This is a genomic window from Rhodococcus opacus B4 (assembly GCF_000010805.1).
In the GTDB taxonomy this organism is placed as follows: Bacteria; Actinomycetota; Actinomycetes; order Mycobacteriales; family Mycobacteriaceae; genus Rhodococcus_F; species Rhodococcus_F opacus_C.
This window is the reverse complement of record NC_012522.1, coordinates 4717286-4738833: the sequence shown is the minus strand read 5'-3', so window position 1 is coordinate 4738833 and position 21548 is coordinate 4717286. Positions and strand designations below refer to the sequence as shown.

17 protein-coding genes are annotated in these 21548 nt (G+C 68.0%); 6 read left to right on the top strand and 11 right to left on the bottom strand.

Annotation, left to right across the window (positions count from 1 at the left end; translation table 11 throughout):
* Nucleotides 1-109: 109 nt before the first annotated feature.
* Nucleotides 110-1492: an aspartate aminotransferase family protein gene (locus tag ROP_RS21770; protein WP_012691564.1), complete on the bottom strand. Its 1383-nt coding sequence runs from the start codon at nt 1490-1492 to the stop codon at nt 110-112.
* 287 nt (nt 1493-1779) lie between these two features.
* On the opposite strand from ROP_RS21770, the gene ROP_RS21765 reads away from it, so the two are divergent.
* Complete coding sequence (locus tag ROP_RS21765) at nt 1780-3306, top strand: gamma-aminobutyraldehyde dehydrogenase (RefSeq protein ID WP_050785116.1); 1527 nt, start codon at nt 1780-1782, stop codon at nt 3304-3306.
* A 2-nt stretch (nt 3307-3308) separates the two neighbouring features.
* Here the strand turns inward: ROP_RS21765 and ROP_RS21760 are convergent, their stop codons facing one another.
* Nucleotides 3309-3770, bottom strand: coding sequence for an Lrp/AsnC family transcriptional regulator (locus tag ROP_RS21760; RefSeq protein ID WP_012691562.1), 462 nt, complete (start codon nt 3768-3770; stop codon nt 3309-3311).
* A gap of 254 nt (nt 3771-4024) precedes the next feature.
* Here ROP_RS21760 and ROP_RS21755 point away from each other — a divergent pair, with 254 nt between their 5' ends.
* Nucleotides 4025-5503: an APC family permease gene (locus tag ROP_RS21755; protein ID WP_012691561.1), complete on the top strand. Its 1479-nt coding sequence runs from the start codon at nt 4025-4027 to the stop codon at nt 5501-5503.
* Nucleotides 5504-5577: 74 nt separating this feature from the next.
* Here the strand turns inward: ROP_RS21755 and ROP_RS21750 are convergent, their stop codons facing one another.
* The 3 genes from ROP_RS21750 to ROP_RS21740 all read right to left on the bottom strand — a co-directional run bounded on the left by ROP_RS21750 (nt 5578) and on the right by ROP_RS21740 (nt 11891).
* The gene (locus tag ROP_RS21750; protein ID WP_012691560.1) at nt 5578-8844 is read right to left on the bottom strand and encodes an NAD-glutamate dehydrogenase domain-containing protein; all 3267 of its coding nucleotides are present in this window, start codon (nt 8842-8844) and stop codon (nt 5578-5580) included.
* A gap of 129 nt (nt 8845-8973) precedes the next feature.
* Nucleotides 8974-10362 carry an aspartate aminotransferase family protein gene (locus tag ROP_RS21745; protein WP_012691559.1) on the bottom strand — a complete coding sequence of 463 codons (1389 nt, stop codon included), beginning with the start codon at nt 10360-10362 and terminating at the stop codon, nt 8974-8976.
* A 20-nt stretch (nt 10363-10382) separates the two neighbouring features.
* On the bottom strand, nt 10383-11891 hold the full coding sequence (locus tag ROP_RS21740) for a CoA-acylating methylmalonate-semialdehyde dehydrogenase (protein WP_012691558.1): 1509 nt from the start codon (nt 11889-11891) through the stop codon (nt 10383-10385).
* Nucleotides 11892-12028: 137 nt separating this feature from the next.
* On the opposite strand from ROP_RS21740, the gene ROP_RS21735 reads away from it, so the two are divergent.
* Together ROP_RS21735 and ald are read left to right on the top strand one after the other, a co-directional pair.
* Complete coding sequence (locus tag ROP_RS21735; protein WP_012691557.1) at nt 12029-13636, top strand: PucR family transcriptional regulator; 1608 nt, start codon at nt 12029-12031, stop codon at nt 13634-13636.
* Between the two features lie 214 nt (nt 13637-13850).
* Nucleotides 13851-14957, top strand: coding sequence for an alanine dehydrogenase (gene ald, locus ROP_RS21730; RefSeq protein ID WP_012691556.1), 1107 nt, complete (start codon nt 13851-13853; stop codon nt 14955-14957).
* Nucleotides 14958-14978: 21 nt separating this feature from the next.
* On the opposite strand, the gene ROP_RS21725 is transcribed toward ald, so the two are convergent.
* Nucleotides 14979-15668, bottom strand: a complete 690-nt coding sequence (locus tag ROP_RS21725) for a ZIP family metal transporter (RefSeq protein WP_012691555.1) — start codon at nt 15666-15668, stop codon at nt 14979-14981.
* Nucleotides 15669-15715: 47 nt separating this feature from the next.
* On the opposite strand from ROP_RS21725, the gene ROP_RS21720 reads away from it, so the two are divergent.
* Complete coding sequence (locus ROP_RS21720; protein WP_012691554.1) at nt 15716-16597, top strand: biotin-dependent carboxyltransferase family protein; 882 nt, start codon at nt 15716-15718, stop codon at nt 16595-16597.
* A 9-nt stretch (nt 16598-16606) separates the two neighbouring features.
* On the opposite strand, the gene rlmB is transcribed toward ROP_RS21720, so the two are convergent.
* Genes rlmB through carD form a run of 5 tightly spaced genes read right to left on the bottom strand, consistent with a single transcriptional unit; the run spans nt 16607 to nt 20647 of the window.
* Nucleotides 16607-17575, bottom strand: coding sequence for a 23S rRNA (guanosine(2251)-2'-O)-methyltransferase RlmB (gene rlmB, locus ROP_RS21715; RefSeq protein WP_012691553.1), 969 nt, complete (start codon nt 17573-17575; stop codon nt 16607-16609).
* A 2-nt stretch (nt 17576-17577) separates the two neighbouring features.
* Complete coding sequence (gene cysS, locus ROP_RS21710) at nt 17578-18972, bottom strand: cysteine--tRNA ligase (RefSeq protein ID WP_012691552.1); 1395 nt, start codon at nt 18970-18972, stop codon at nt 17578-17580.
* Between the two features lie 11 nt (nt 18973-18983).
* Nucleotides 18984-19460 carry a 2-C-methyl-D-erythritol 2,4-cyclodiphosphate synthase gene (gene ispF / locus ROP_RS21705; protein WP_012691551.1) on the bottom strand — a complete coding sequence of 159 codons (477 nt, stop codon included), beginning with the start codon at nt 19458-19460 and terminating at the stop codon, nt 18984-18986.
* Nucleotides 19460-20140 carry a 2-C-methyl-D-erythritol 4-phosphate cytidylyltransferase gene (gene ispD, locus ROP_RS21700; protein WP_012691550.1) on the bottom strand — a complete coding sequence of 227 codons (681 nt, stop codon included), beginning with the start codon at nt 20138-20140 and terminating at the stop codon, nt 19460-19462. Before ispD ends, ispF begins: the two co-directional genes overlap by 1 nt.
* Nucleotides 20141-20158: 18 nt before the next feature.
* Nucleotides 20159-20647, bottom strand: a complete 489-nt coding sequence (gene carD / locus ROP_RS21695; protein ID WP_005262216.1) for an RNA polymerase-binding transcription factor CarD — start codon at nt 20645-20647, stop codon at nt 20159-20161.
* 263 nt (nt 20648-20910) lie between these two features.
* Between carD and ROP_RS21690 the strand changes: the two genes are divergently transcribed.
* A complete protein-coding gene (locus tag ROP_RS21690; RefSeq protein WP_012691549.1) occupies nt 20911-21543 on the top strand; it encodes a hypothetical protein in 633 nt (210 codons plus the stop codon).
* The last annotated feature ends 5 nt before the right edge of the window (nt 21544-21548 follow it).

Sequence of the window (21548 nt, the reverse complement as noted above, 5' to 3'; positions counted from 1 at the left end):
GCCGTTCTCGTGAGAAGGGTCGATGCGCCGTGCGGCGCACCGCAAAACAGAAAGGCGGCACCTCGACGCCGTTGTCGAGGTGCCGCCTTCCGGCGTGGGACCGGTTGCGTTACAGCAGGGTCCAGGCTTCGGTGAGGACGCTGCGCAGGATGGATTCGATTTCGTCGAATTCGGTCTGCCCGCAGATCAGTGGGGGTGCGAGCTGGATGACCGGGTCGCCGCGGTCGTCGGCCCGGCAGTACAGGCCGGCGTCGAACAGGGCGGTGGAGAGGAACCCGTGCAGGATCCGTTCGGCCTCGGCGTCGGTGAACGTTTCCTTGGTGGCCTTGTCCTTGACCAGTTCGATGCCGTAGAAGAAGCCTTCGCCGCGCACGTCGCCGACCATCGGCAGGTCGGTGAGCTTGTCGAGGGTGGCCCGGAATGCCGGCGCCTGCTCGGCCACGTGGGCGTTGAGGCCTTCGCGTTCGAAGATGTCCAGGTTCGCCAGCGCGACCGCCGCGGAGACGGGGTGGCCGCCGAAGGTGTAGCCGTGCGCGAACATCGACTGCCCGTCGGCGAACGGTTCGAACAACCGGTCGGAGGCGATCATCGCCCCGATCGGCGAATACCCGGAGGTCAGGCCCTTGGCGCAGGTGATGATGTCGGGGACGTACCCGAAGTCGTCGCACGCGAACATCGACCCGATCCGCCCGAACGCGCAGATCACCTCGTCCGAGACGAGCAGCACGTCGTAGTCGTCGCAGATCTGCCGGACCCTCTCGAAGTAGCCGGGCGGCGGTGGGAAGCAGCCGCCGGCGTTCTGGACGGGTTCGAGGAAGACGGCGGCGACGGTGTCGGGGCCCTCGAATTCGATGGCCTCGGCGATCCGGTCGGCGGCCCAGATCCCGAACGCCTCCGGGTCGGAGCCGAGCGGTGCGGGGGCGCGGTAGAGGTTGGTGTTGGGGACCCGGAACGCGCCGGGGGTGAGCGGTTCGAACGGGGCCTTCAGGGCGGGGATCCCGGTGATGGCGAGGGCGCCTTGGGGGGTGCCGTGGTAGGCGATGGAGCGGGAGATGACCTTGTGTTTGCCGGGTTTGCCGACCTTCTTGAAGTACTGTTTGGCCAGTTTCCAGGCGCTTTCGACGGCCTCGCCGCCGCCGGTGGTGAAGAAGACCCGGTTCAGGTCGCCGGGGGCGTAGCCGGCGAGGCGTTCGGCGAGTTCGATGGCCGGTTCGGTGGCGTAGGACCAGAGCGGGAAGAAGGCGAGTTGTTCGGCCTGTTTGGCGGCGGCCTCGGCGAGCTCGGTGCGGCCGTGTCCGGCCTGGACGACGAACAGCCCGGACAGTCCGTCGAGGTAGCTCTTACCGGACGCGTCGAAGATCCGGGCACCCTCGCCGCGGGTGATGATCGGCGGGGTGATGTTCTCCCCGTGCCGGGAGAAATGACCCCACAAGTGGCGCGAAGCCGAGCGCTCGAGTCCGGTTTCCGCGGGTTGTTCGGTGACTGCAGTCATCGTAGTCCTCAATTATGTTTCGGTTCAGTCGAGTTCGGCCCGGTCCGGCTCTATCGACCGAACTCGGGATGATCGCCTCGGCAGATCTTCGAACTCCGAGGTTCGATCCGGCATGCGTCGATCATGACGGCTGAAGTCTGCGAATTCAAGTAGTTGAAGCGGAATTCTTGACGCAATACGCGGAAATCTTCGCGAAAGTGCTGCCAAATTCGCGGCGTGCGGTAGCCAACGCCGGATCGCTTCTCTACTGTGAGTGCATCTTTTCGCCCCCGTCTTGGAGTGACCTCATGACCGTCTCTGCTTCTTTCCCACCCTCTACCGCGATCGACGTGCCGACCACCGTGCCCGGCTGCTGGATCTCCGGATCCCCAGCCGAGGGCTCCGGCGCCGTCCACCGCATCGTCGATCCGGCGACGGGCGCGGCCGTCACGACGCTGACCCTGGCGAGTGCGTCGGACGTCGATGCCGCCGTCCACGCCGCGCGTACAGCCTTCCCAGGCTGGTCGGGGGTGGCACCGTCCGAGCGCGCCGCAGTGCTCACCACCCTCGCCCGCGCACTCGAACGCGACGCGGAACTGTTCGCCCGTGAGGAAGTAGCGCAGACCGGCAAGGCAATTCGGCTCGCTCGCGAGTTCGACGTCCCGGGAAGCATCGACAACATCGACTTCTTCGCCGGAGCCTCGCGCAATCTCGAGGGCAAGGCGTCGGCGGAGTACTCCCCCGACCACACGTCGAGCATCCGCCGCGAGGCCGTCGGCGTCGTCGGGTCGATCACGCCGTGGAACTATCCGCTGCAGATGGCGGTATGGAAGGTGATTCCGGCACTGGCCGCCGGATGCACGGTCGTACTCAAACCGAGCGAGCTCACCCCGCTCACGACGCTGCGGCTCGCCCGGCTGGCCACCGAATCCGGCCTGCCCGACGGCGTGTTCAACGTGGTCACGGGCACGGGCGCCGAGGTCGGTGCGGCACTCGCCGGCCATCGCGGAATCGACGTCCTGACGTTCACCGGATCGACCGCCGTGGGCCGGACGGTGATGGCGCAGGCGGCCGTGAACGGCACCCGCGTCCAGCTGGAACTGGGCGGCAAGGCCCCGTTCGTCGTGTTCGACGATGCCGATCTCGACGCGGCCGTACACGGCGCGGTGGCGGCGTCGCTGATCAACGGCGGCCAGGACTGCACCGCGGCGACCCGCGCGATCGTGGCGGACTCGTTGTACGACGACTTCGTCGCCGGCGTGGCCGAATTGATGGAACGGGTGGTCGTGGGCGATCCGCACGACCCCGGCACCGACCTCGGATCGCTGATCACGCTCGCCCATCGCGACCGGGTCGACGGCATGGTGCAGCGCGCCCGGGCCGCCGGTTTCCGGATCGTGACGGGTGGATCCGCGCCCGATCTGCCCGGAGCGTTCTACCTGCCGACCCTGATCGCCGATGTCACCGAGGACGCGGAGATCTACCGCGACGAGGTGTTCGGCCCGGTGCTCACCGTCAGCCGGCACTCGGGCGACGACGACGCGATCCGCCGCGCGAACGACACCGACTACGGTCTCGCAGCATCGGCGTGGACGACGAACCTGTACCGTGCGCAGCGCGCATCACGGGACATCGCCGCGGGTTGTGTATGGATCAACGATCACATCCCGATCATCAGCGAGATGCCGCACGGCGGGGTCGGTGCGTCCGGATTCGGCAAGGACATGTCGACGTACTCGTTCGAGGAGTACCTCACCGTCAAGCACGTCATGAGCGACATCTCCGGCGTGTCACGAAAAGACTGGCACCGCACGGTGTTCCGCGCCGGACAGTAGGACTACCCCTGCGAGGGCGTGCCGTACCGCAGCTTGTGCACCTTGAGGATCGAGGTGGTCTCGGTGGTACGCACGCCCTCGATGGTGCTGACGTGCTGATTCAGAAATGCCCACAATTCGGCGTTGTTCGCGCTGCCGACCTCGACGCAGATGTCGGCGCGCCCCAGCAGGGTCGAGACATAGGTGACCTCCGGCATCTCGGTCAGCGCGTCCACCACCTGCTCGTGCCTGTCCGGATCGACCGTCAGGAAGACGAGAGCGAGTTGCGAGTCGCCCAACCGCTCGGGATCGGCGAACGCGACGATGCGCAGGATGTTCAGATCCTGCAGGCGCTTCACGCGCGCCCGCACCGTCGCCTCGGACGAGCCCAGGTTGCGGGCGATCTCCCGGAACGCTCGCCGCCCGTCGTCTTCGAGTTGCCGCAGGATCGCGCGGTCCAGTTCGTCCAGTGTGTGCTGTGACATGGATCGACTCTAGCCAGAACGACGAGATCAGTGGCGTTGCGGGGGCAAGATGCTGCATTTCATTGATGTAAACGTCCAGAAGATACGCAATACATGAGTCATTCCACTCTTGTGTCACGCATTGCGTGGTGTTAGTGTCTTGAATCACATACTTGCGGCGGTCCGTCGGCATCCATCCACTCGACTCGAGTCGCCGAGGGCCGCATTCTGAATACACACACTGCGCCGACGAGGCCCAGAACTGGAGAACTCCCGTGAGCCTGCACGATTCCTTCGCCGACGATCACACCTACGAGAAAAACCTGCGGTGGTGGGACGGCTTCACCATCAGCCTCTCCATCCCCGCCGCACTGTTCGTCGGAATGGGGTACGCGATCGGCCTGATCGGCGCGTGGACGACGCTCGTCCTCCTCGGCGGCGTCGCCGTCCTGGCGTGCCTCCAGAATTTCATCTACTCCGAGATGGCCAGCATGTTCGTCGACAAGGTCGGCGGCATCTCGATGTACGCGCATCAAGGCTGGCGAACCCGGTCGACCCTCGTCGGCCCGCTCGCGACGTACGGCTACTGGTTCTCCTGGTCCAGTTCACTGGCCATCTACGGCCTGCAGATCGGAAAACTGGTCCAGGCCGAATGGTTCCCCGAACAGACGTGGACATTCTCCACGGGCCTGGCCACCATCGGACTACCCCACGTCATCGCACTCGGCGTCCTGGTCATGGGCTGGGGCCTGAACGTCCTGGGCATGCGTCCCGCGATGTGGCTGATGTACGCGACCGGCGCGCTCGTCCTCGTCCCGATCGTCGTCTTCGCGGCCGCTCCCCTCCTGTCCGACAACTGGTCGATGAGCAACCTGCACTGGGACATCGACGCCAGCGGTGAAGCGGGCTGGCGCACCGCGATCGCCTGGATGTTCGTCCTCGCCTGGTCGGTGTACGGCATCGAGGCCGTCGCCTCGTTCGTGCCCGAATTCCGCGACACCATCCGAGACAGCCGAATTGCATTGCGACTGGCCGGTTTCTTCGTCATCGCCGTCTACATCCTCGTCCCGCTCGGCGTCGGCGGACTCGTCGATCAGGCGGACGTCGCCGAGAACCCCGTCTCCTTCTACCTGACCGTGTTCGAGAGCCTCTTCCCCGGCGGCGACATCGTGATGGCGGTCTGCCTCATCGCCGGCCTCGTCCTCCTGATGGTCATGACCACGGCCGACGGCGGACGCGTACTCCACGGCAGCGCCCGCGAAGGCCTCACCATCAAACAGCTCGGCGAACTCAACCGTTTCAAGGTCCCGGGGCGGGCGATGTCGCTCGACCTGCTCGTCAACGTCATCCTGATCCTGTTCGTCGGCGAGGCCCTCGCCGTCATCGTCGCCGGCATCGTCGGCTACCTCATCTGCCACATCCTGTCGCTGACCGGCTTCCTCAACCTGCGCCGCGACGAACCGGACGCCCATCGCCCCATCAAGCTCGGCAAGCAGTGGGTGTACATCGCCGGCCTCCTCGTCGTCGTCGACACGATCATGGTCGTCGTCGGTGCCCTCAGCGCGTCCATCACCGGCTACGGCAGCACGAAGGAACTGATCGTCGGCGTCGTCGTTCTGTCGCTGTCGATCGTGCTGTATGCCTACCGTCGCGTCGTCCAGGACGGTCAGCCGTGGATCTGGAAGGAACCGGCGGCCGCCGTCGAGGCCGACTTCATCCCCGACGACGACGCCGACCCCGCGCGCACCCTGTAAGTGCGCTTCGCGCCCGTGAGTACTTGTTAACCGCCGGCGGTTAACAAGTACTCACGGGCGTGTTTTGCGTTGTGTCAGTGCGGCTCCGCCATGGACCGCACGTGGCGAGCTGCGACCGACAGCGAGGCCAGATCGTGAATGGGCGCGGCGTCGATTTCTCCCAGCGTCCTGCGAGCACGCTCGATCCTGGCCCGGTTGGTGCTCTCCCACAGAAGAATCCGGGAATCCGCCGAATCTCCGGGTTCACCCGAGGACAACACGTCCCGGGTCAGGAGGCGGACCGACCGGTACAGGTCGTCACGCAGCGCCAGACGGGCCAGGGTGTGCCAGCGTTCACCCCGAGGAAGCGCCGACACCTTGATCAGCCACCGATCCACGCCGAGGTGGTCGGAGAGCGCGAAATAGAGCGGCGCCACCTCGGCGACATCGTGGCCCAATTCGCGGGCGACCTCCTCGATGTCGAGCAGGCTGAACCGGTAGAGGCCGTCCGCGATACGCCGCGCGATGTACGTCTCCACATCGGTCTCGTCGTAGGCCCGGCGCGTTTCCTCCATCGCCAGCGCCTCGGCGCCGCGGAGCCATCCGCCGACGTCGCCGGAGTGCGTGTGGACGTCACGCCGGAACTCGTCGATCTCGGCGTCCACCGACAGCGGCTGGGGCCGGTTGGCGAGGAACCACCGCGACGCCCGGTCCAGCAACCTGCGGGCCTCGACGACCAATTCGTACTCCGTCGCCGGCGGCAGTTTCGCCGCGGCGATATCGGACCAGAGTTCCGCGAGCCCGAACACTTCCGACGTAATGACGAACGCGCGCACCACATCCGCGGTCCCGGCCCCCGTCTCCTCGCGAAGCCGGTGCGTGTAGGTGAGCCCGCCGCGCGCAAAGATGTCGTTCACGATCTCGGTGGCGAGAATCTCCTGGCGGAGAGGATGTTCGGCGACGGGGGCGACGGTGCGCAGTGCGGCCGGGAAGTACGCCTCGAGCCGAGCGGAGAAATACCCGTCGGTGAAGACGTCCGAATCCTCGAGTTCCGCTTTCAGATCCAGCTTGGCGTGGGCGAGGAGCGTCGCCAGTTCGGGCGACGTCAGCCCGAACCCCGCCTCCGACAGTTCGGCGAAGCCGTCGGCTGTCGGCAGCGCCTCCAGCTCGCAGTCCAGACCGCGCCTGTCGACGAGGTCGCTCACCATCCGTGCGTGCACGTCCACCATCCGGTGGGCGTTCGACCGGGCGTCGCCGAGCACCCGGTTCTGCGCGCGATTGTTCGCTAGCACGAGCTCCGACACGTCGGCGGTGAGCGCCCCGAGCAGGTCCGAGCGCCGGGCCGGGTCGAGCTGCCGGTCGACCGGCAGGGAATCGAGCAGGATCTTGATGTTCACCTCGTGGTCGGAGCAGTCCACTCCGGCCGAGTTGTCCAGTGCGTCCGTGTTGACGCGTCCACCCGCGCGGGCGAATTCGATGCGGGCGAGCGCGGTCATGCCCAGGTTGCCGCCCTCGGCGACGGCCCGTGCGCGGAGCAGACCGGCATCGATCCGGACGTTGTCGTTCGCCTTGTCCCCCGCGTCCGTGTGCGACTCCGAGGAGGCCTTGACGTACGTCCCGACTCCGCCGTTGAACAGCAGATCCACCGGGGCGGCGAGGATGGCGCGGATCATCTCCGGCGGCGTCAGTGTCGTCACCGACGGCGACAGTCCCAGCGCCGCCCGCATCCGACTGCTCACCGGAATCGACTTGCTCTCCCGCGACCAGACACCGCCGCCTTCACTGATGAGGGTCCGGTCGTAGTCGCCCCACGACGACCTCGGCAGCTCGAACAGCCGGCGGCGTTCCTGCCAGGCCTGCTCCCGGCCGGGGGTGGGGTCGACGAAGATGTGCCGGTGGTCGAACGCGGCGACCAGCCCGATCCCCGGCGTTGCCAGCATGGCGTTGCCGAAGACGTCGCCACTCATGTCGCCGATCCCCGCCACCGTGAACGGGTCACCGTCGACATCGATTCCGAGTTCGGCCAGATGCCGGGTGACGCTCACCCAGGCCCCCTTCGCGGTGATGCCCATCTTCTTGTGGTCGTAGCCGACCGAACCACCGGACGCGAACGCGTCCCCGAGCCAGAAGTCGTATTTTCGGGCCACCTCGTTGGCGGCGTCGGAGAACGTGGCTGTGCCCTTGTCCGCCGCCACCACGAGGTAGGGGTCGTCGCCGTCCCGGCACACGACACGGTCCGGATGCACCGACTCGCCTGTATCCGAACGGTTGTCGGTGACGTCGAGCAACCCGGAGATGAACTGCCGGTAGCAGTCCTGACCGGTCGACGACGGGTTACGCACGACGAAACCGCCCTTGGCACCGGCGGGCACGATCACGGCGTTCTTCACCGCCTGTGCCTTGACGAGTCCGAGGATCTCGGTGCGATAGTCGTCGGGGCGGTCGGACCAGCGCAGCCCACCGCGCGAAACCGGTCCGTACCGCAGATGCACACCCTCCATGTCCGGTGAATACACGAAGACCTCGTGGAACGGCCGCGGCCGCGGAAGTTCGTCGATCTCGCCGGAGCGGAGTTTCAGCGACAGCTGGGGCCGCGCCGGACCGAGCGCCCCGTCCCGGTAGAAGTTGGTGCGGGTCGTCGCCGAGACGAGATTTCCGTACGCGCGCAGGATCCGGTCGGCGTCGAGGCCCTCGACCTGTTCGAGCAGTGATTCGACTCTGTCTCGGCGAGTTTCGACCTCGCCGGTGGAATGCCCGCACGGATCGAAGTGCGCGTGGAACAGATCCACGAGCGCAGACGCGAACTCGGGACGCGACAGCAGCACCGCCTCGATCCGGCCCTGGTCGTAGGGCAGAGCACTCTGCCGCAGAAAGCGTGCGTAGGCGCGCAGGAGCACGACTTCGCGCCAGTCCAGGCCGGCGGCGAGCACCAGCACGTTGAACCGATCCGCCTCCGCCCGGCCCGACCACATCGCCCGGAACGTTTCCACGACGGCCTCGGGTTCGACGGATCCCGCGGCCATCGCGAACGCGACGAGCGGCCCCGCGGACACCCGGAAGTCGTAGAGGCGGCACACCAGACCGTCGGCGCGTCGGAACACCGACGTCCGCTGGTCGTCGACCTCGAGGTCGAGACTCCCGAGCAGGCGGAGCACCCGCTCGAGCGACACGGTCGAGCCGCCGCTGTAGAGCGTGACCCGGAGTTGCGGGCCATCATCGGGCCCGGCGGTGTCGATGTGAAGGTCGAAGGCGTCGGCGGTCAGTCGGTCGAGGATGGCGACGTCGGGGACCGGCGGCCGGTCCCGTTCTTCGACATAGCCTTCCGGCAGGGACAGGGCGAGCGTGGACGTAATCGAGCTCATAGATTCTCTCCGTTGAGATCCGGGCGCCGAGTGGTTGTCGTGGAATAGAGAAAGATCCGTCCCGCGGGCGCCATTGACCGCGGGACGGATCGAGTGTCGGGACACGGGTGTGTCGTCGGACGGGGTGTGTCAGGACTTGCGGTGTGCGTCCGCGATGTCGAGAACCGTGTCGAGGATCGCGAGACCCTCACGGACCTCGGTCTCGGTGACTGTGCACGGTGGCACGGCGTGGACGCGGTTGAAGTTGGCGAACGGCAGCAGTCCTGCTGCCTTGCACGCCGCGATCACCTCGTTCATCACCGGACTGGACGCGCCGTACGGGGCGAGCGGTTCCTTCGTGGCGCGGTCGGCAACGAGTTCGATCGCCCAGAACACGCCGAGCCCGCGGACTTCACCGATCGACGGATGCCGGTCGGCGAGTCCACGCAGTCCGGGACCGAGAATCTCGCTGCCGATCCGGGCGGCGTTCTCGACGATCCCCTCGTCTGCCATCGCGCTGATCGTCGCGACGGCGGCGGCGGTGGCGAGCGGGTGACCGGAGTAGGTCAGCCCGCCGGGGTAGGGCCGGTTCGCGAACGTCGCGGCGATCTTCTCGCTGATCGCGACACCGCCGAGCGGAACGTAGCCGGAGTTGACGCCCTTCGCGAACGTGATCAGGTCCGGGACGACATCGAAATGGTCGATCGCGAACCACTTTCCGGTCCGGCCGAACCCGGACATCACCTCGTCGGCGATGAACACGATGCCGTAGCGGTCGCAGATCTCCCGCACACCGGCCAGGTACCCGGGCGGGGGCACCATGATCCCCGCGGTCCCGGGCACCGATTCGAGCACGATCGCAGCGATCGAGTTCGGGCCCTCCAGTCGGATCAGCTGGTCGAGGTGCTCGAGCGCACGCTCGGTTTCCTGCTGCTCGTTCTCCGAGTGGAACTGCGACCGGTACAGGAACGGTCCGTGGAAGTGGATCACTCCGCTGTTGCCGTAGTCGTTGGGCCACCGGCGCGGATCGCCGGTGAGGTTGATCGCGGTGTCCGTGCCACCGTGGTACGACCGGTACCGGGAGAGCACCTTGTAGCGGCCGGTATGCAGGCGAGCCATCCGCACCGCGTGCTCGTTGGCATCCGCGCCGCCGTTGGTGAAGAACACCTTGTTCAGATCGCCCGGGGTCCGCTCGGCGATCAGCCGCGCGGCCTCGGAGCGGGCGTCGTTCGCGTACTGCGGCGCGATGGTGCACAGCTTCGCGGCCTGCTCCTGGATGGCGGCAACGACTCTCGGGTGCTGGTGCCCGATGTTCGTGTTGACCAGCTGGGACGAGAAGTCCAGCATCCGGTTCCCGGCGCCGTCCCACACGTACGAACCCTCGGACGCGAGGATCGTCATCGGGGTGATCTGCTCCTGCGCGGACCACGAGTGGAACACGTGCGCGCGGTCGAGGGCGTAGGCCCGCTCCCCCTCGGCACGAGCCACGTCGAGGGGCTGACCGGTGGGCAGGAGTTCCTGGGAGACTGTCGTCGTCATGACCGTGGTTCCTTTCCTGCTCAGTTGTTCTGTGGGAAGCCGAGGTTGATGCCACCGTGGCTCGGGTCGAGCCAGCGACTGGTCACGACCTTGCCGCGGGTGAAGAAGTGCACACCCTCGGTGCCGTGGGCGTGGGTGTCACCGAACAGCGATGACTTCCAGCCACCGAACGAGTAGTAGGCGGTGGGAACCGGGATCGGGACGTTGATGCCGACCATGCCGACCTCGACCTCGTTCTGGAACCGGCGGGCCGCGCCACCGTCGTTGGTGAAGATGGCGGTGCCGTTGCCGAACTCGCTGGAGTTCACCAACTCCAGGGCCTCGTCGTAGGAGTCGACTCGGATCACGGACAGGACGGGTCCGAAGATTTCGTCGGTGTACACGGACATGTCGGTGGTGACGTGGTCGATCAGGGTCGGTCCGAGCCAGAACCCGTCCTTGCCGCCGTTGGCCTGCACCTGCCGGCCGTCGACGACGATGGTGGCGCCGTCGTGTTCGCCGGCGTCGATGTAGGAGGCGACCTTGTCGCGGTGCACCTTCGTCACCAGCGGTCCCATGTCCGAGTCTTTGGTGCCGTCCCCGATCTTCAACGTGTCGGTGCGCTCCTTGATCTTCGCGACCAACTCGTCGGCGATGTCGCCGACCGCCACCAGCGCACTGATGGCCATGCAGCGTTCACCGGCGGAGCCGAAGCCGGCGTTGACCATGGCGTCGGCCGCGAGGTCGAGGTCGGCGTCCGGGAGGACGATGGCGTGGTTCTTCGCGCCGCCCAACGCCTGCACACGTTTGCCGTGGGCGGTGCCGGTGGCGTACACGTACTGGGCGATGGGGGTGGAGCCGACGAAGCTGATGGCCTTGATGGCGGGGTTGGTGAGCAGTTCGTCGACGGCGGTCTTGTCCCCTTGGAGGACGTTGAACACCCCGGCCGGCAGTCCGGCCTCGGCCCAGAGTTCGGCCATCCAGATGGCGGCGGTGGGGTCCTTCTCCGACGGCTTCAACACCACCGTGTTGCCGGCGGCGATGGCGACGGGGAAGAACCACATCGGGACCATGGCGGGGAAGTTGAACGGGGAGATGATCCCGACCGGGCCGACGGGCTGGCGGATCGAATGCACGTCGACGTTGGTGGAGGCGTTTTCGGTCATGCCGCCCTTGAGCAGGTGCGCGATGCCGCACGCGAATTCGACGACCTCCTGACCACGGGACACCTCTCCCAATGCGTCGGAGACGACCTTGCCGTGCTCGGCGGTGATGATCTCCGCCAGCTCGCCCTTACGCTCGTTGAGCAGTTCCCGGAACTTGAAGATGATCTGGGTGCGCTTGGCGAGGGAGGTGTCCCGCCACGCCGGGAACGCCGCGGCGGCGGCGTCGATCACCGCGCGGGAATCCTCGACGCTGGCGAGGGCGACCTGACCGGTGACCTCACCGGTCGCCGGGTTCGTCACCGGAGCGGTGTTTCCACTCGTGCCGGTGAAACTCTTGTTGTCGAACCAGTGCGAGATGGTCCGGACGGCGTCGCTGTGTGTCATGAGGTGGGTGTCCTTACCGAGAGGGCCGAGTCGCGGGAACTCCGCGTGAAGTGCGATGCCTCCACTCTGGTCCGTAAACCAGCCCCCAGGCCCCGACGATCTGTATAGAATTCCGCATTCTGATTTACACTGCGTAAATGCTGCCCACCATCGTCGACATCCTGGCGCTCCCGGTAGTCCAGGCCGGAACGCCCGAGGTGGTCGGCGGCGGACCACTGGACAGGCCGGTGCGATGGGTGCACGTCAGCGATCTGCCCGACCTGTCGAACCTCCTCCAGGGCGGCGAACTCGTCCTCACCACCGGGCACCCCCTCGCGGACGACTCGTCGAGCGTGGAATACCTGGAAGGACTGGCCGCGGCGGGCGCGGCCGGACTCGTCGTCGAACTGGGCGTCCACGTCGATACCGTCCCGGCCGGGGTGGCACGCGCCGCCGACAGGCTGTCGTTCCCCGTGATCGCGCTGCACCGCCAGATCAAGTTCGTCGAGGTCACCGAGGCGGTGCACCGGTCGATCGTCGCGGAGCAGTACGACGAGGTCGCCTTCGCGCGGCACGCCCACGAGGTCTTTACCGACCTCAGCATGAAGCGGGCGTCGCTCGGTGAGATCGTCGACGCCGCGGCCGGCATGCTCGGCGCCCCGGTCGTGCTCGAAGACCTCAACCGGCAGGTGCTGGCGTTCGCGGCGCAGGACACCGCGGCGGCGGACCTCCTCGCCGAGTGGGAACGGCGGTCGCGGCTGACGCCCGTGTCGCATCAGACCGCGGTCGACGGCCCCGAATCGTGGACGACGACGCCCGTCGGCGCCCATCGGCAGGAATGGGGACGACTCGTCGCCCCGTACCCCGTCGCCGCCGAAGGCCGGGCCCGGATGGCCCTCGAACGCGCGGCTCAGGCGCTCGCATTGCACCGCATGGTCGAACAGGACCGGACCGCGCTCGAGCAGCAGGCCCAGAGTGGGCTCATCGACGAACTCCGCCGCGCACGGGTTCAGGACGAGGCCGAGGCGACCGCGCGCGCCCACGCACTCGGCCTCCGCCCTGCCTTGACCTACCTGCCGATGACCGTGCGTGTCAGCGAAACCGCCAGTGCCGACCAGGTTCTGGCCCAGCGACGCCGAGTCACCATGCTGGACGCCGTGCGTCACGCGGTCCGGACGTCGCGGCAGACGGCGTTGACCGCGAACACCCGGGCCGGGCAGATCGACCTGCTCCTGTCCCATCCGCCGGCGTCCGCACCCGGCGCGCTGACCGAACTCTGCGGGGCCATCCGCGCTGCACTCACCCGACTCGACGGCGTCCTGCACTGCACGATCGGCGTCGGTCCCGAATCGACCCGTCTGCTGGATGCCGCGGGCGGCCTGGCGGAATCCGCGCACATCGCCGACGTCGCGCTGTCGTTGCCACCGGACGACAAGGCCTTTCACCGGGCAGCCGACATCCGGTTGCGCGGGCTCCTCGCCCTCATCCAGAGCGATCCGCGGGTGCAGGCGTTCGCCGAGACCGAACTGCGCGGCCTGCTGGAGCATCGGGCGCGGCACGGCGGCGACAGCCTCGACGTCCTGCGGAGCTTCCTCGAACTCGGCGGCAACAAGACGGAACTCGCGAAGAAGCTCCACCTCTCGCGTCCCACGCTCTACGCGAAGCTGGCCACGATCGAGCGCCTGCTCGGTGTGGACCTCGACGATGCCGAGTCCCGGACGTCGCTGCACACGGCCATGCTGATCCTGCGCCTCCGGCGCCCGTGAGTACTTATCAACGTCGGGCGGTTAATTCAGTACTCCACGGGGCGGAGCCATTGCCGAAGATCGTTCGGCGAAGACCTCCCCGCTGCGGCCGCCTCCGAATCGCCGCAAGCGATGTTGGCAATTCTAAGAATTATCTTCAGAACTATTGGCAGGAATGATCGCTTTCTTCACTATTGGCACCTACCAATCGAATTTCCAACAGCACGGAGTTCTCATGAAGATCGGCATCCCCCGCGAAATCAAGAACCACGAGTACCGCGTGGCCATCAGCCCCGCCGGTGTCCACGAACTCGCCGAACGCGGCCACGACGTCATCATCGAAGCGGGCGCGGGCCTCGGGTCCTCGTTCACCGATGAGGACTTCAAGGCAGCGGGCGCCCAGATCCTCTCCTCCGCCACTGCGGTGTGGGGGACCGCCGACCTTCTCCTGAAGGTGAAAGAGCCCATCGCCGAGGAGTATTCACGCCTGCGCAAGGACCAGGTGCTGTTCACCTACCTGCACCTCGCCGCGTCCAAGGAGTGCACCGACGCCCTGCTCGCCTCGCGGACCACCTCGATCGCCTACGAAACCGTCACCGCCGCCGACGGCTCGCTGCCGCTGCTCGCCCCGATGAGCGAGGTCGCCGGACGCCTCGCCCCGCAGGCCGGCGCCTACCACCTCATGCGCCAGGGCGGCGGCCGCGGCGTCCTCATGGGCGGCGTCCCCGGCGTCCGGCCGGCCAAGGTCGTCGTCATCGGCGCCGGCGTCTCCGGCAAGAACGCGATCGCCATCGCGCACGGCATGCACGCCGACGTCACCGTCCTGGACCTGTCCATCGCCCGCCTCCGGGAGATCGACGCCCTGTACCAGGGGCAGGTCAAGACGATCGTCTCGAACTCCCTGGAACTCGAGCAGGCCGTCCTCGAGGCCGACCTGGTGATCGGCGCCGTCCTCGTCCCCGGCGCCAAGGCCCCCACCCTCGTCTCCAACAACCTCGTCTCCCGGATGAAGCCCGGCTCGGTGCTCGTCGACATCGCCATCGACCAGGGCGGCTGCTTCGAGGACTCACGCCCCACCACCCACGCCGAACCCACCTACCAGGTTCACGACTCGGTGTTCTACTGCGTCGCCAACATGCCCGGCGCCGTGCCCCGCACCTCCACCTACGCGCTCACCAACGCGACCCTCCCCTACGTCGTCGCCCTTGCCGACAAGGGCTGGAAGGACGCCACCGCGACCGTCCCCGGACTCGCGGCGGGCCTGAGCACGCACGACGGCCAACTGCTGTCGGCGGAAGTCGGTGCCGCGCACGGGTACACGGTGGCGACGCTGCCCGCCTGAAACTCAGCGCGACCGAGCAGGCTAGGCGCCGAGCCCGAACGCGACGAGGAACCCGAGCGCGGTGGACAGCCCGACCCACCACCCGCCCTCCCGGTATGCCTCGGGCATCAGCGAGTCGGCGAGCACGGCGATGGTCGCGCCACCGGCGAATGCCTGGATGGTCGCGATGGCGCCGTCGGAGATGGTGTCGGACAGGGCGTCGGCGCCGATCACGACCAGAACGAGCAGGACGGCGACGGCCACCCACACCGAGAGCGCGCGGCCGCGGCTGAAGTGCGGCTGGGACCGCATGGACGCCGCGCCCGCGACCGCCTCGGGCACGTTTCCTACCGCGACGGCGACGAGCAGCACCACGCCGCCCGCGCTGCTGATCGTCACCCCGAGGGCGGTGTTCTCGGGGACGCCGTCGAGCAGCGCGCCGAGCATCAACGCCCAGCCCAGGGCGCCGGCTCCGAGTTTCTGCTCGATGAGCCGGTCGGCGACCACGTAGACGAGGGCACCCGCGAACAGGGCTGCCCCCGCCCTCCAGATCCCTTCGGTCTCGAACGCGGGCTGGAACAACTCGGTGGACACGGCGGCCACCATCGTTCCCGCACCGAACGCCATGAGCGCCGCGAGGACCGGCCGCGGCAGGTCGTAGCGCAGCCCGACGACGGCACCGATCAGCAGGGGCACGGCCGTGCCGAGGCCGTACAGAGTCGCGGTCAACATGATCGAGAGCGTATCCAGACGCCGCGGAGATGCGGGACAATCGGACGATGGCTTGGCTCGAGGTCGTGCGCACCGGACCGCTCACCACCGTGCAGGATCGCGGCCGCCCCGGATACGCCTCCATCGGTGTCGGCGAGTCGGGTGCCGCCGACCGCGACGCACACGATTGCGCAAACAGGTTGGTGGGCAACCACTCCGACGCCGCGACGCTGGAGGTCACGCTCGGTGGGCTCGCGGTGCGGGCGGCCGGGACCGTCAGCGTCGCCGTCACCGGTGCCCGTAATCCCGTCGCCGTCAATTCCAAACCCCGACCCGACTACACGATGCTGCACCTGAACACCGGGGACGTGCTGGAGATCGCGTTCGCTTCGGAGGGGCTGCGCAGTTACGTCGCGGTGCGCGGAGGTGTCGACGTGCCCGCGGTGATGGGGAGCCGGTCCACCGACACGCTGTCGGGCCTCGGACCCGATCCGATCGCCGAGGGTGACCGGTTGCTCGTCGGTGCGGATGCCGGCGACTGGCCCGCCGACGAGATCATCCCCCCGCCCGTCACTCCCGAGGATCCGTTGACGATGCGTGTCCGGATCGGACCGCGGGACGACTGGTTCACCCCCGCATCCGTCGACGCCCTGCTCCGCGAGACGTGGACGGTCAGTTCCGACACCAACCGGGTGGGGGCGCGACTCGAAGGCCCGGGAGCGCTGCATCGATCCGTGCGCGGCGAAATGCCCAGCGAGGCCATGGTCGCCGGCGCCCTGCAGGTGCCCCCGAACGGTCAGCCGATCCTGTTCCTCGCCGACCATCCGGTGACGGGCGGTTACCCGGTGATCGCCGTGGTCGCTGAGGCCGACCTGCCGCGGGCCGCTCAGTTGCGGCCCGGGCACCGGGTGCGGTTCCACCGCGCGGTGGCGTCCCCGCTCCCGAGGTGACGGCGGGGCCTAGCTCCGGCGGCGGCGGGCGATGTCAGCGAGCACGACACCCGCGGCGACGGACGCGTTGAGCGATTCGACCGGGCCCGCCATCGGGATGCTGAGGATGGCGTCGCAGTTCTCGCGCACCAGACGCGACAATCCCTTGCCCTCGGAGCCGACCACGACGACCACCGGACCGCTGCCGTCGAACTCGTCGAGCGTGGTGTCGCCGCCCGCGTCGAGCCCGACCACCTGGACACCTTTGGACGCCCAATCCTTCAGTGTGCGAGTGAGATTGGTGGCACGGGCGATCGGCAGACGCGCCGCGGCGCCGGCGCTGGTGCGCCACGCCACCGCGGTGACCGAAGCACTGCGACGCTCGGGGATGACCACACCGTGCCCGCCGAACGCCGCCACCGACCGCACGACCGCACCGAGGTTGCGGGGATCGGTGATGTTGTCGAGGGCCACGAGCAGCGGCGCCTCCTGGTGCTTGCGGGCCTCCGCGATGAGGTCGTCGGGATGCGCGTAGCGGTACGGCGGCACCTGCAACGCGATCCCCTGGTGCATGCCGTTGGCGCTGAGCCGGTCGAGATCGGTGCGGGGGACCTCGAGGATGGAGATGCCCGCGTCGGCGGCGCGCTGGACGGATTCCTTCAGGCGGTCGTCGCTCTCGGTTCCGACCGCGACGTACAGGGCGGTCGCGGGGACACCGGCGCGCAGGCACTCGACGACGGGGTTGCGACCCAGCACGGTCTCGGGACCGTCGAGCACCTTGCGGCCTGCGGCCTGACGTCCGCGGCCCGGCTGCTTCTCCGCTTCCCGGGCGGCCCGAGCGGCGCGCTTGGCGGCGGGGTGCTTGGTGCGGGCCTCCGCGGGCGGGGTGGCGCCGCGCCCTTCCAGGCCCTTGCGGCGCTGGCCACCGGAACCGGCGACCTGCCCCTTCTTGGTACCGGCCTTGCGGATGGCGCCGCGCCTACTCGAATTTCCAGCCATTACTACTGTCCTGCCTTGAGAGACCACTCGGGCCCGTTGGGGGTATCGGTGACCTCGATGCCTGCCCGGATGAGACGGTCACGCACCTCGTCGGCCACAGCCCAGTTCTTCTCGGCGCGGGCAGTCTGCCTGCGCTCGAGTTCGGCCCGGACCAGAACGTCCAGGGCGTCGGTTGCCGCGGACGCGTCCGCGGTCTCCTGAGTCCAGTGCTCGTCCAGCGGGTCGACGCCGAGGATTCCGAGCATGGCCCGGACCTGCGACGCGATTGCGCGCGCCCCCTCGAGATCTCCCCCGTCGAGCGCGATGTTGCCCTCGCGGACCTTGCCGTGCACCTCGGCGAGAGCGGCGGGGACGGCGAGGTCGTCGTCGAGCGCGCGAGCGAACGCGTCCGTCCACCGGCCGATCGTCACTTCACCGGCGCGCTCCTGCGTGCGCATGACGAACGATTCGATGCGGCGGTACGCGGCCGCGCCCTCGTCGAGCGCGGTGTCGGAGTATTCGAGCATCGACCGGTAGTGGGCGCTGCCGAGGTAGTACCGAAGCTCTTGCGGCCGCACCTTTTTCAGCACGTTCGGCACGGAGAGAACGTTGCCGAGCGACTTCGACATCTTCTCGCCGCCCATGGTGACCCAGCCGTTGTGCAGCCAGTACTGCGCGAAGTCGTCGCCGGCGCACTTGGCCTGCGCGATCTCGTTCTCGTGGTGCGGGAACACCAGGTCCAGGCCGCCGCAGTGGATGTCGAACGCCGCCCCGAGGTAGAACTCGGCCATCGCGGAGCACTCGAGGTGCCAGCCCGGCCTGCCGCGGCCCCACGGCGTCGGCCACGACGGCTCGCCCGGCTTCTCCGCCTTCCACAACGTGAAGTCGCGGGGATCGCGCTTGCATTCGCCGGCGCTCTCGCCCTGGTGCACGTCGTCGAGCTTGTGCCCGGACAGGCTGCCGTACCGCGGGTAGCTGCGGACGTCGAAGTAGACGTCGCCGCCAGCCGCGTACGCGTGACCGTTGTCGATGAGGCGCTGCATCATCTCGACCATCTGTGTGATGTGCCCGGTGGCGCGCGGCTCGACGGACGGAGGCAGCACACCCAGCTGCTGGTAGGCCCACGTGAAGGACCGCTCGAACGTGGCGGCCCACTCCCACCACGGCCTGCCCGCCTCGGCGGCCTTGTTCAGGATCTTGTCTTCGATGTCCGTGACATTGCGGACGAACGCCACGTCGTAGTCGTGGGCGAGCAGCCAGCGTCGCAGCACGTCGAAGGCGACGCCGCTGCGTACGTGGCCGATGTGGGGGTCGCCCTGCACCGTGGCGCCACACAGGTACACCGATGCGTGTCCAGGGGCCAGCGGAGCGAAGTCACGCAAGGCCCGCGTCTCGGTGTCGAATAGGCGCAGGGTCACGACCAGCGATCCTACCTGGCGCTTCGATCGGGAATGACCAACGCGGTGGCCATCGCGGCGATCCCCTCGCCGCGGCCGGTGAGACCGAGCCCGTCCGTGGTGGTCGCGGACACCGAAACCGGGGCGCCCAGAATGTCGCTGAGCACCTTCTGCGCCTCGTTCCGGCGCGGGCCGATCTTCGGCCGGTTCCCGATCACCTGGACCGCGGCGTTGGCGACACCGAAGTCGTCCTGTTCCAGGAGCCGGCGGACCTCCGCGAGCATCGCGGCGCCGCTCACCCCGGACCACTCGGGCCGGCCGGTTCCGAAGACGGAGCCGAGATCGCCGAGGCCGGCGGCGGAGAGCAGGGCGTCGCAGAGCGCGTGGACGGCGACGTCGCCGTCGGAATGGCCCGCGCAGCCGTTCTCGTCCTCGAACAGCAGGCCCGCCATCCAGCACGGCCGTCCCTGCTCGATCGGGTGGACGTCCGTCCCGATTCCGACTCGCACTAGTGCGCTCCCTCTTCCACCAGCGCGCGGGCCAGCACGAGGTCCAGCGGCGTGGTGATCTTGAATGCTGTGGGTTCTCCGACGATGCTGCGGACCCGTTCGCCGAGGCGCTCCACCAGGCCGGCGTCGTCCGTGGCGATGCCGTCGGCGGCGGCGTACGCGCGGCGGAGCAGTTCCGCGGTGAAACCCTGCGGCGTCTGCACGGCCCGCAGTTCGGACCGTTCGGGGGTGCCGGTGACCGCGCCGAGAACGTCGACGGTCTTGATGGTGTCCGCCACCGGGAGGACGGGAATGACCGCGCGGCGGCCGCACCGCAGTTCCGCGACCACTCGCGCGATGAGCGACGGCGGTGTCAGGGCGCGGGCGGCGTCGTGCACGAGGACGTATTCGGCGTCGTCCGCGACGGCGAGTCCGGCGCGAACCGAGCCGGTCCGCTCGCTTCCGCCGGCTACGACGGTGACGTGACCGGGGAGGAGGCTGCGCGTCGACTCGACGAGTTCTTCCGGGACGATCACGACGACGCGGTCGACAGCCCCCGACTGCAGGAGCCCGTCGACCGCGCGTGTCAGCATGGTCGTCCCACCGAGATCAACGAATGCCTTGGGCTTGTTCTCGCCCAAACGCACACCCTGACCTGCGGCGGGAACCAGCGCGACTACAGGACCTCTTCCCTCGGCCACTGTGGGTATCGCGACTGTCTAGGACGCGGCCGCGAGGACCTCGTCGAGGATGGTCTCGGCCTTGTCGCTGTCGGTGCCTTCGGCCAGCGCGAGTTCGCCGACGAGGATCTGCCGCGCCTTCGCGAGCATGCGCTTCTCACCCGCGGACAGGCCGCGGTCCTGCTCACGACGCCACAGGTCACGAACGACCTCGGCGACCTTGTTGACGTCACCGGACGCGAGCTTTTCGAGATTCGCCTTGTAGCGGCGTGACCAGTTGGTGGGTTCTTCGGTGTGCGGAGCCCGCAGTACCTGGAAGACCTTGTCGAGACCTTCCTGGCCGACGACGTCGCGTACGCCCACGTACTCTGCGTTGTCTGCGGGAACCCGTACGGTGAGATCGCCCTGAGCAACCTTGAGAACGAGATATTCCTTCTGCTCACCCTTGATGGTGCGGGTTTCAATAGCTTCGATCAGCGCCGCACCGTGATGGGGGTATACGACGGTGTCTCCGACCTTAAAAATCATCTGTCCCGTGCCCCTTTCGATCATTCGAGTTTAACACGTGTCCGGATCCTGGTCGCATCAACGGTGCAGGTCAGGGGCATCGTGGCGTGACCCTAGGGGTTGACAGGGGTCCTGATACGTGCATTCCGGACACCCCGATCGGGCCGTTCCCAAGCACCGAAACCGCACGCAGACAACCATTGTGCGTACCCAGCGAGCAGGCCATGCGGGCGAACTACTACTCTGCCTAGTTGAAGTGCGAACCTGACACCGGAGGACAACTCGTGACTGCTCTCGACAAGTCGACTCGCCGAGTCGCTACCGCCGTCGCTCTCGCTGCCGGCGCAGCCCTCGTGCTGTCCGCGTGCAGTGCGGGCCAGATCACTCAGACGTCGAGTCAGGTCGCCGCGGTCAACGGCAACAGCGCGGACGCCGGGTCGATCGCCCTGCGCAACGTGCACGTCGTCTACCCCAACTCCGCCGAGTACAGCCTCGAGCCGGGCGGCAACGCCGTCCTCGCGTTCACCGCGATCAACAACAACGAGGACACCCCGGACAAGCTGACCCGCATCAGCACCGACTTCGCGCAGTCCGTCACCCTCGGCGAGTCGGCCGGTGGCCTCGAGATCGACCCGCAGAGCGCGCTCGTCGCCGGCCTGCCGGGCGAAGACGCCGAAGCGTCCGCCGACGCCGCCGCCGCGACGGACGAGAGCGCCGACGCGCCGACCGACGTCGTCCTCGTCACCCTGAACAACCTGAAGGAAGGCGTCCGCCCGGGCCTCACCTTCCCCGTCACGTTCGCATTCGAGAAGGCCGGGGACGTCACCGTGTCGGTGCCCGTCGATGCGGGCCACGAGACCGAGCGGCACGTCTCCGACAAGTCGCCCGGCACCGAGGCCGAGGGCGGCGGACACTAGCAGCC

What these genes read in the sequence shown, in the direction of transcription:
- ROP_RS21770 (WP_012691564.1), bottom strand. Translation starts at nt 1,492, where the DNA reads ATGACTGCAGTCACCGAACAACCCGCGGAAACCGGACTCGAGCGCTCG.
- ROP_RS21745 (WP_012691559.1), bottom strand. Translation starts at nt 10,362, where the DNA reads ATGACGACGACAGTCTCCCAGGAACTCCTGCCCACCGGTCAGCCCCTC.
- ROP_RS21725 (WP_012691555.1), bottom strand. Translation starts at nt 15,668, where the DNA reads ATGTTGACCGCGACTCTGTACGGCCTCGGCACGGCCGTGCCCCTGCTG.
- ald (WP_012691556.1), top strand. Translation starts at nt 13,851, where the DNA reads ATGAAGATCGGCATCCCCCGCGAAATCAAGAACCACGAGTACCGCGTG.
- carD (WP_005262216.1), bottom strand. Translation starts at nt 20,647, where the DNA reads ATGATTTTTAAGGTCGGAGACACCGTCGTATACCCCCATCACGGTGCG.
- ROP_RS21765 (WP_050785116.1), top strand. Translation starts at nt 1,780, where the DNA reads ATGACCGTCTCTGCTTCTTTCCCACCCTCTACCGCGATCGACGTGCCG.
- ROP_RS21735 (WP_012691557.1), top strand. Translation starts at nt 12,029, where the DNA reads ATGCTGCCCACCATCGTCGACATCCTGGCGCTCCCGGTAGTCCAGGCC.
- ROP_RS21750 (WP_012691560.1), bottom strand. Translation starts at nt 8,844, where the DNA reads ATGAGCTCGATTACGTCCACGCTCGCCCTGTCCCTGCCGGAAGGCTAT.
- ROP_RS21740 (WP_012691558.1), bottom strand. Translation starts at nt 11,891, where the DNA reads ATGACACACAGCGACGCCGTCCGGACCATCTCGCACTGGTTCGACAAC.
- ROP_RS21760 (WP_012691562.1), bottom strand. Translation starts at nt 3,770, where the DNA reads ATGTCACAGCACACACTGGACGAACTGGACCGCGCGATCCTGCGGCAA.
- ROP_RS21720 (WP_012691554.1), top strand. Translation starts at nt 15,716, where the DNA reads ATGGCTTGGCTCGAGGTCGTGCGCACCGGACCGCTCACCACCGTGCAG.
- rlmB (WP_012691553.1), bottom strand. Translation starts at nt 17,575, where the DNA reads ATGGCTGGAAATTCGAGTAGGCGCGGCGCCATCCGCAAGGCCGGTACC.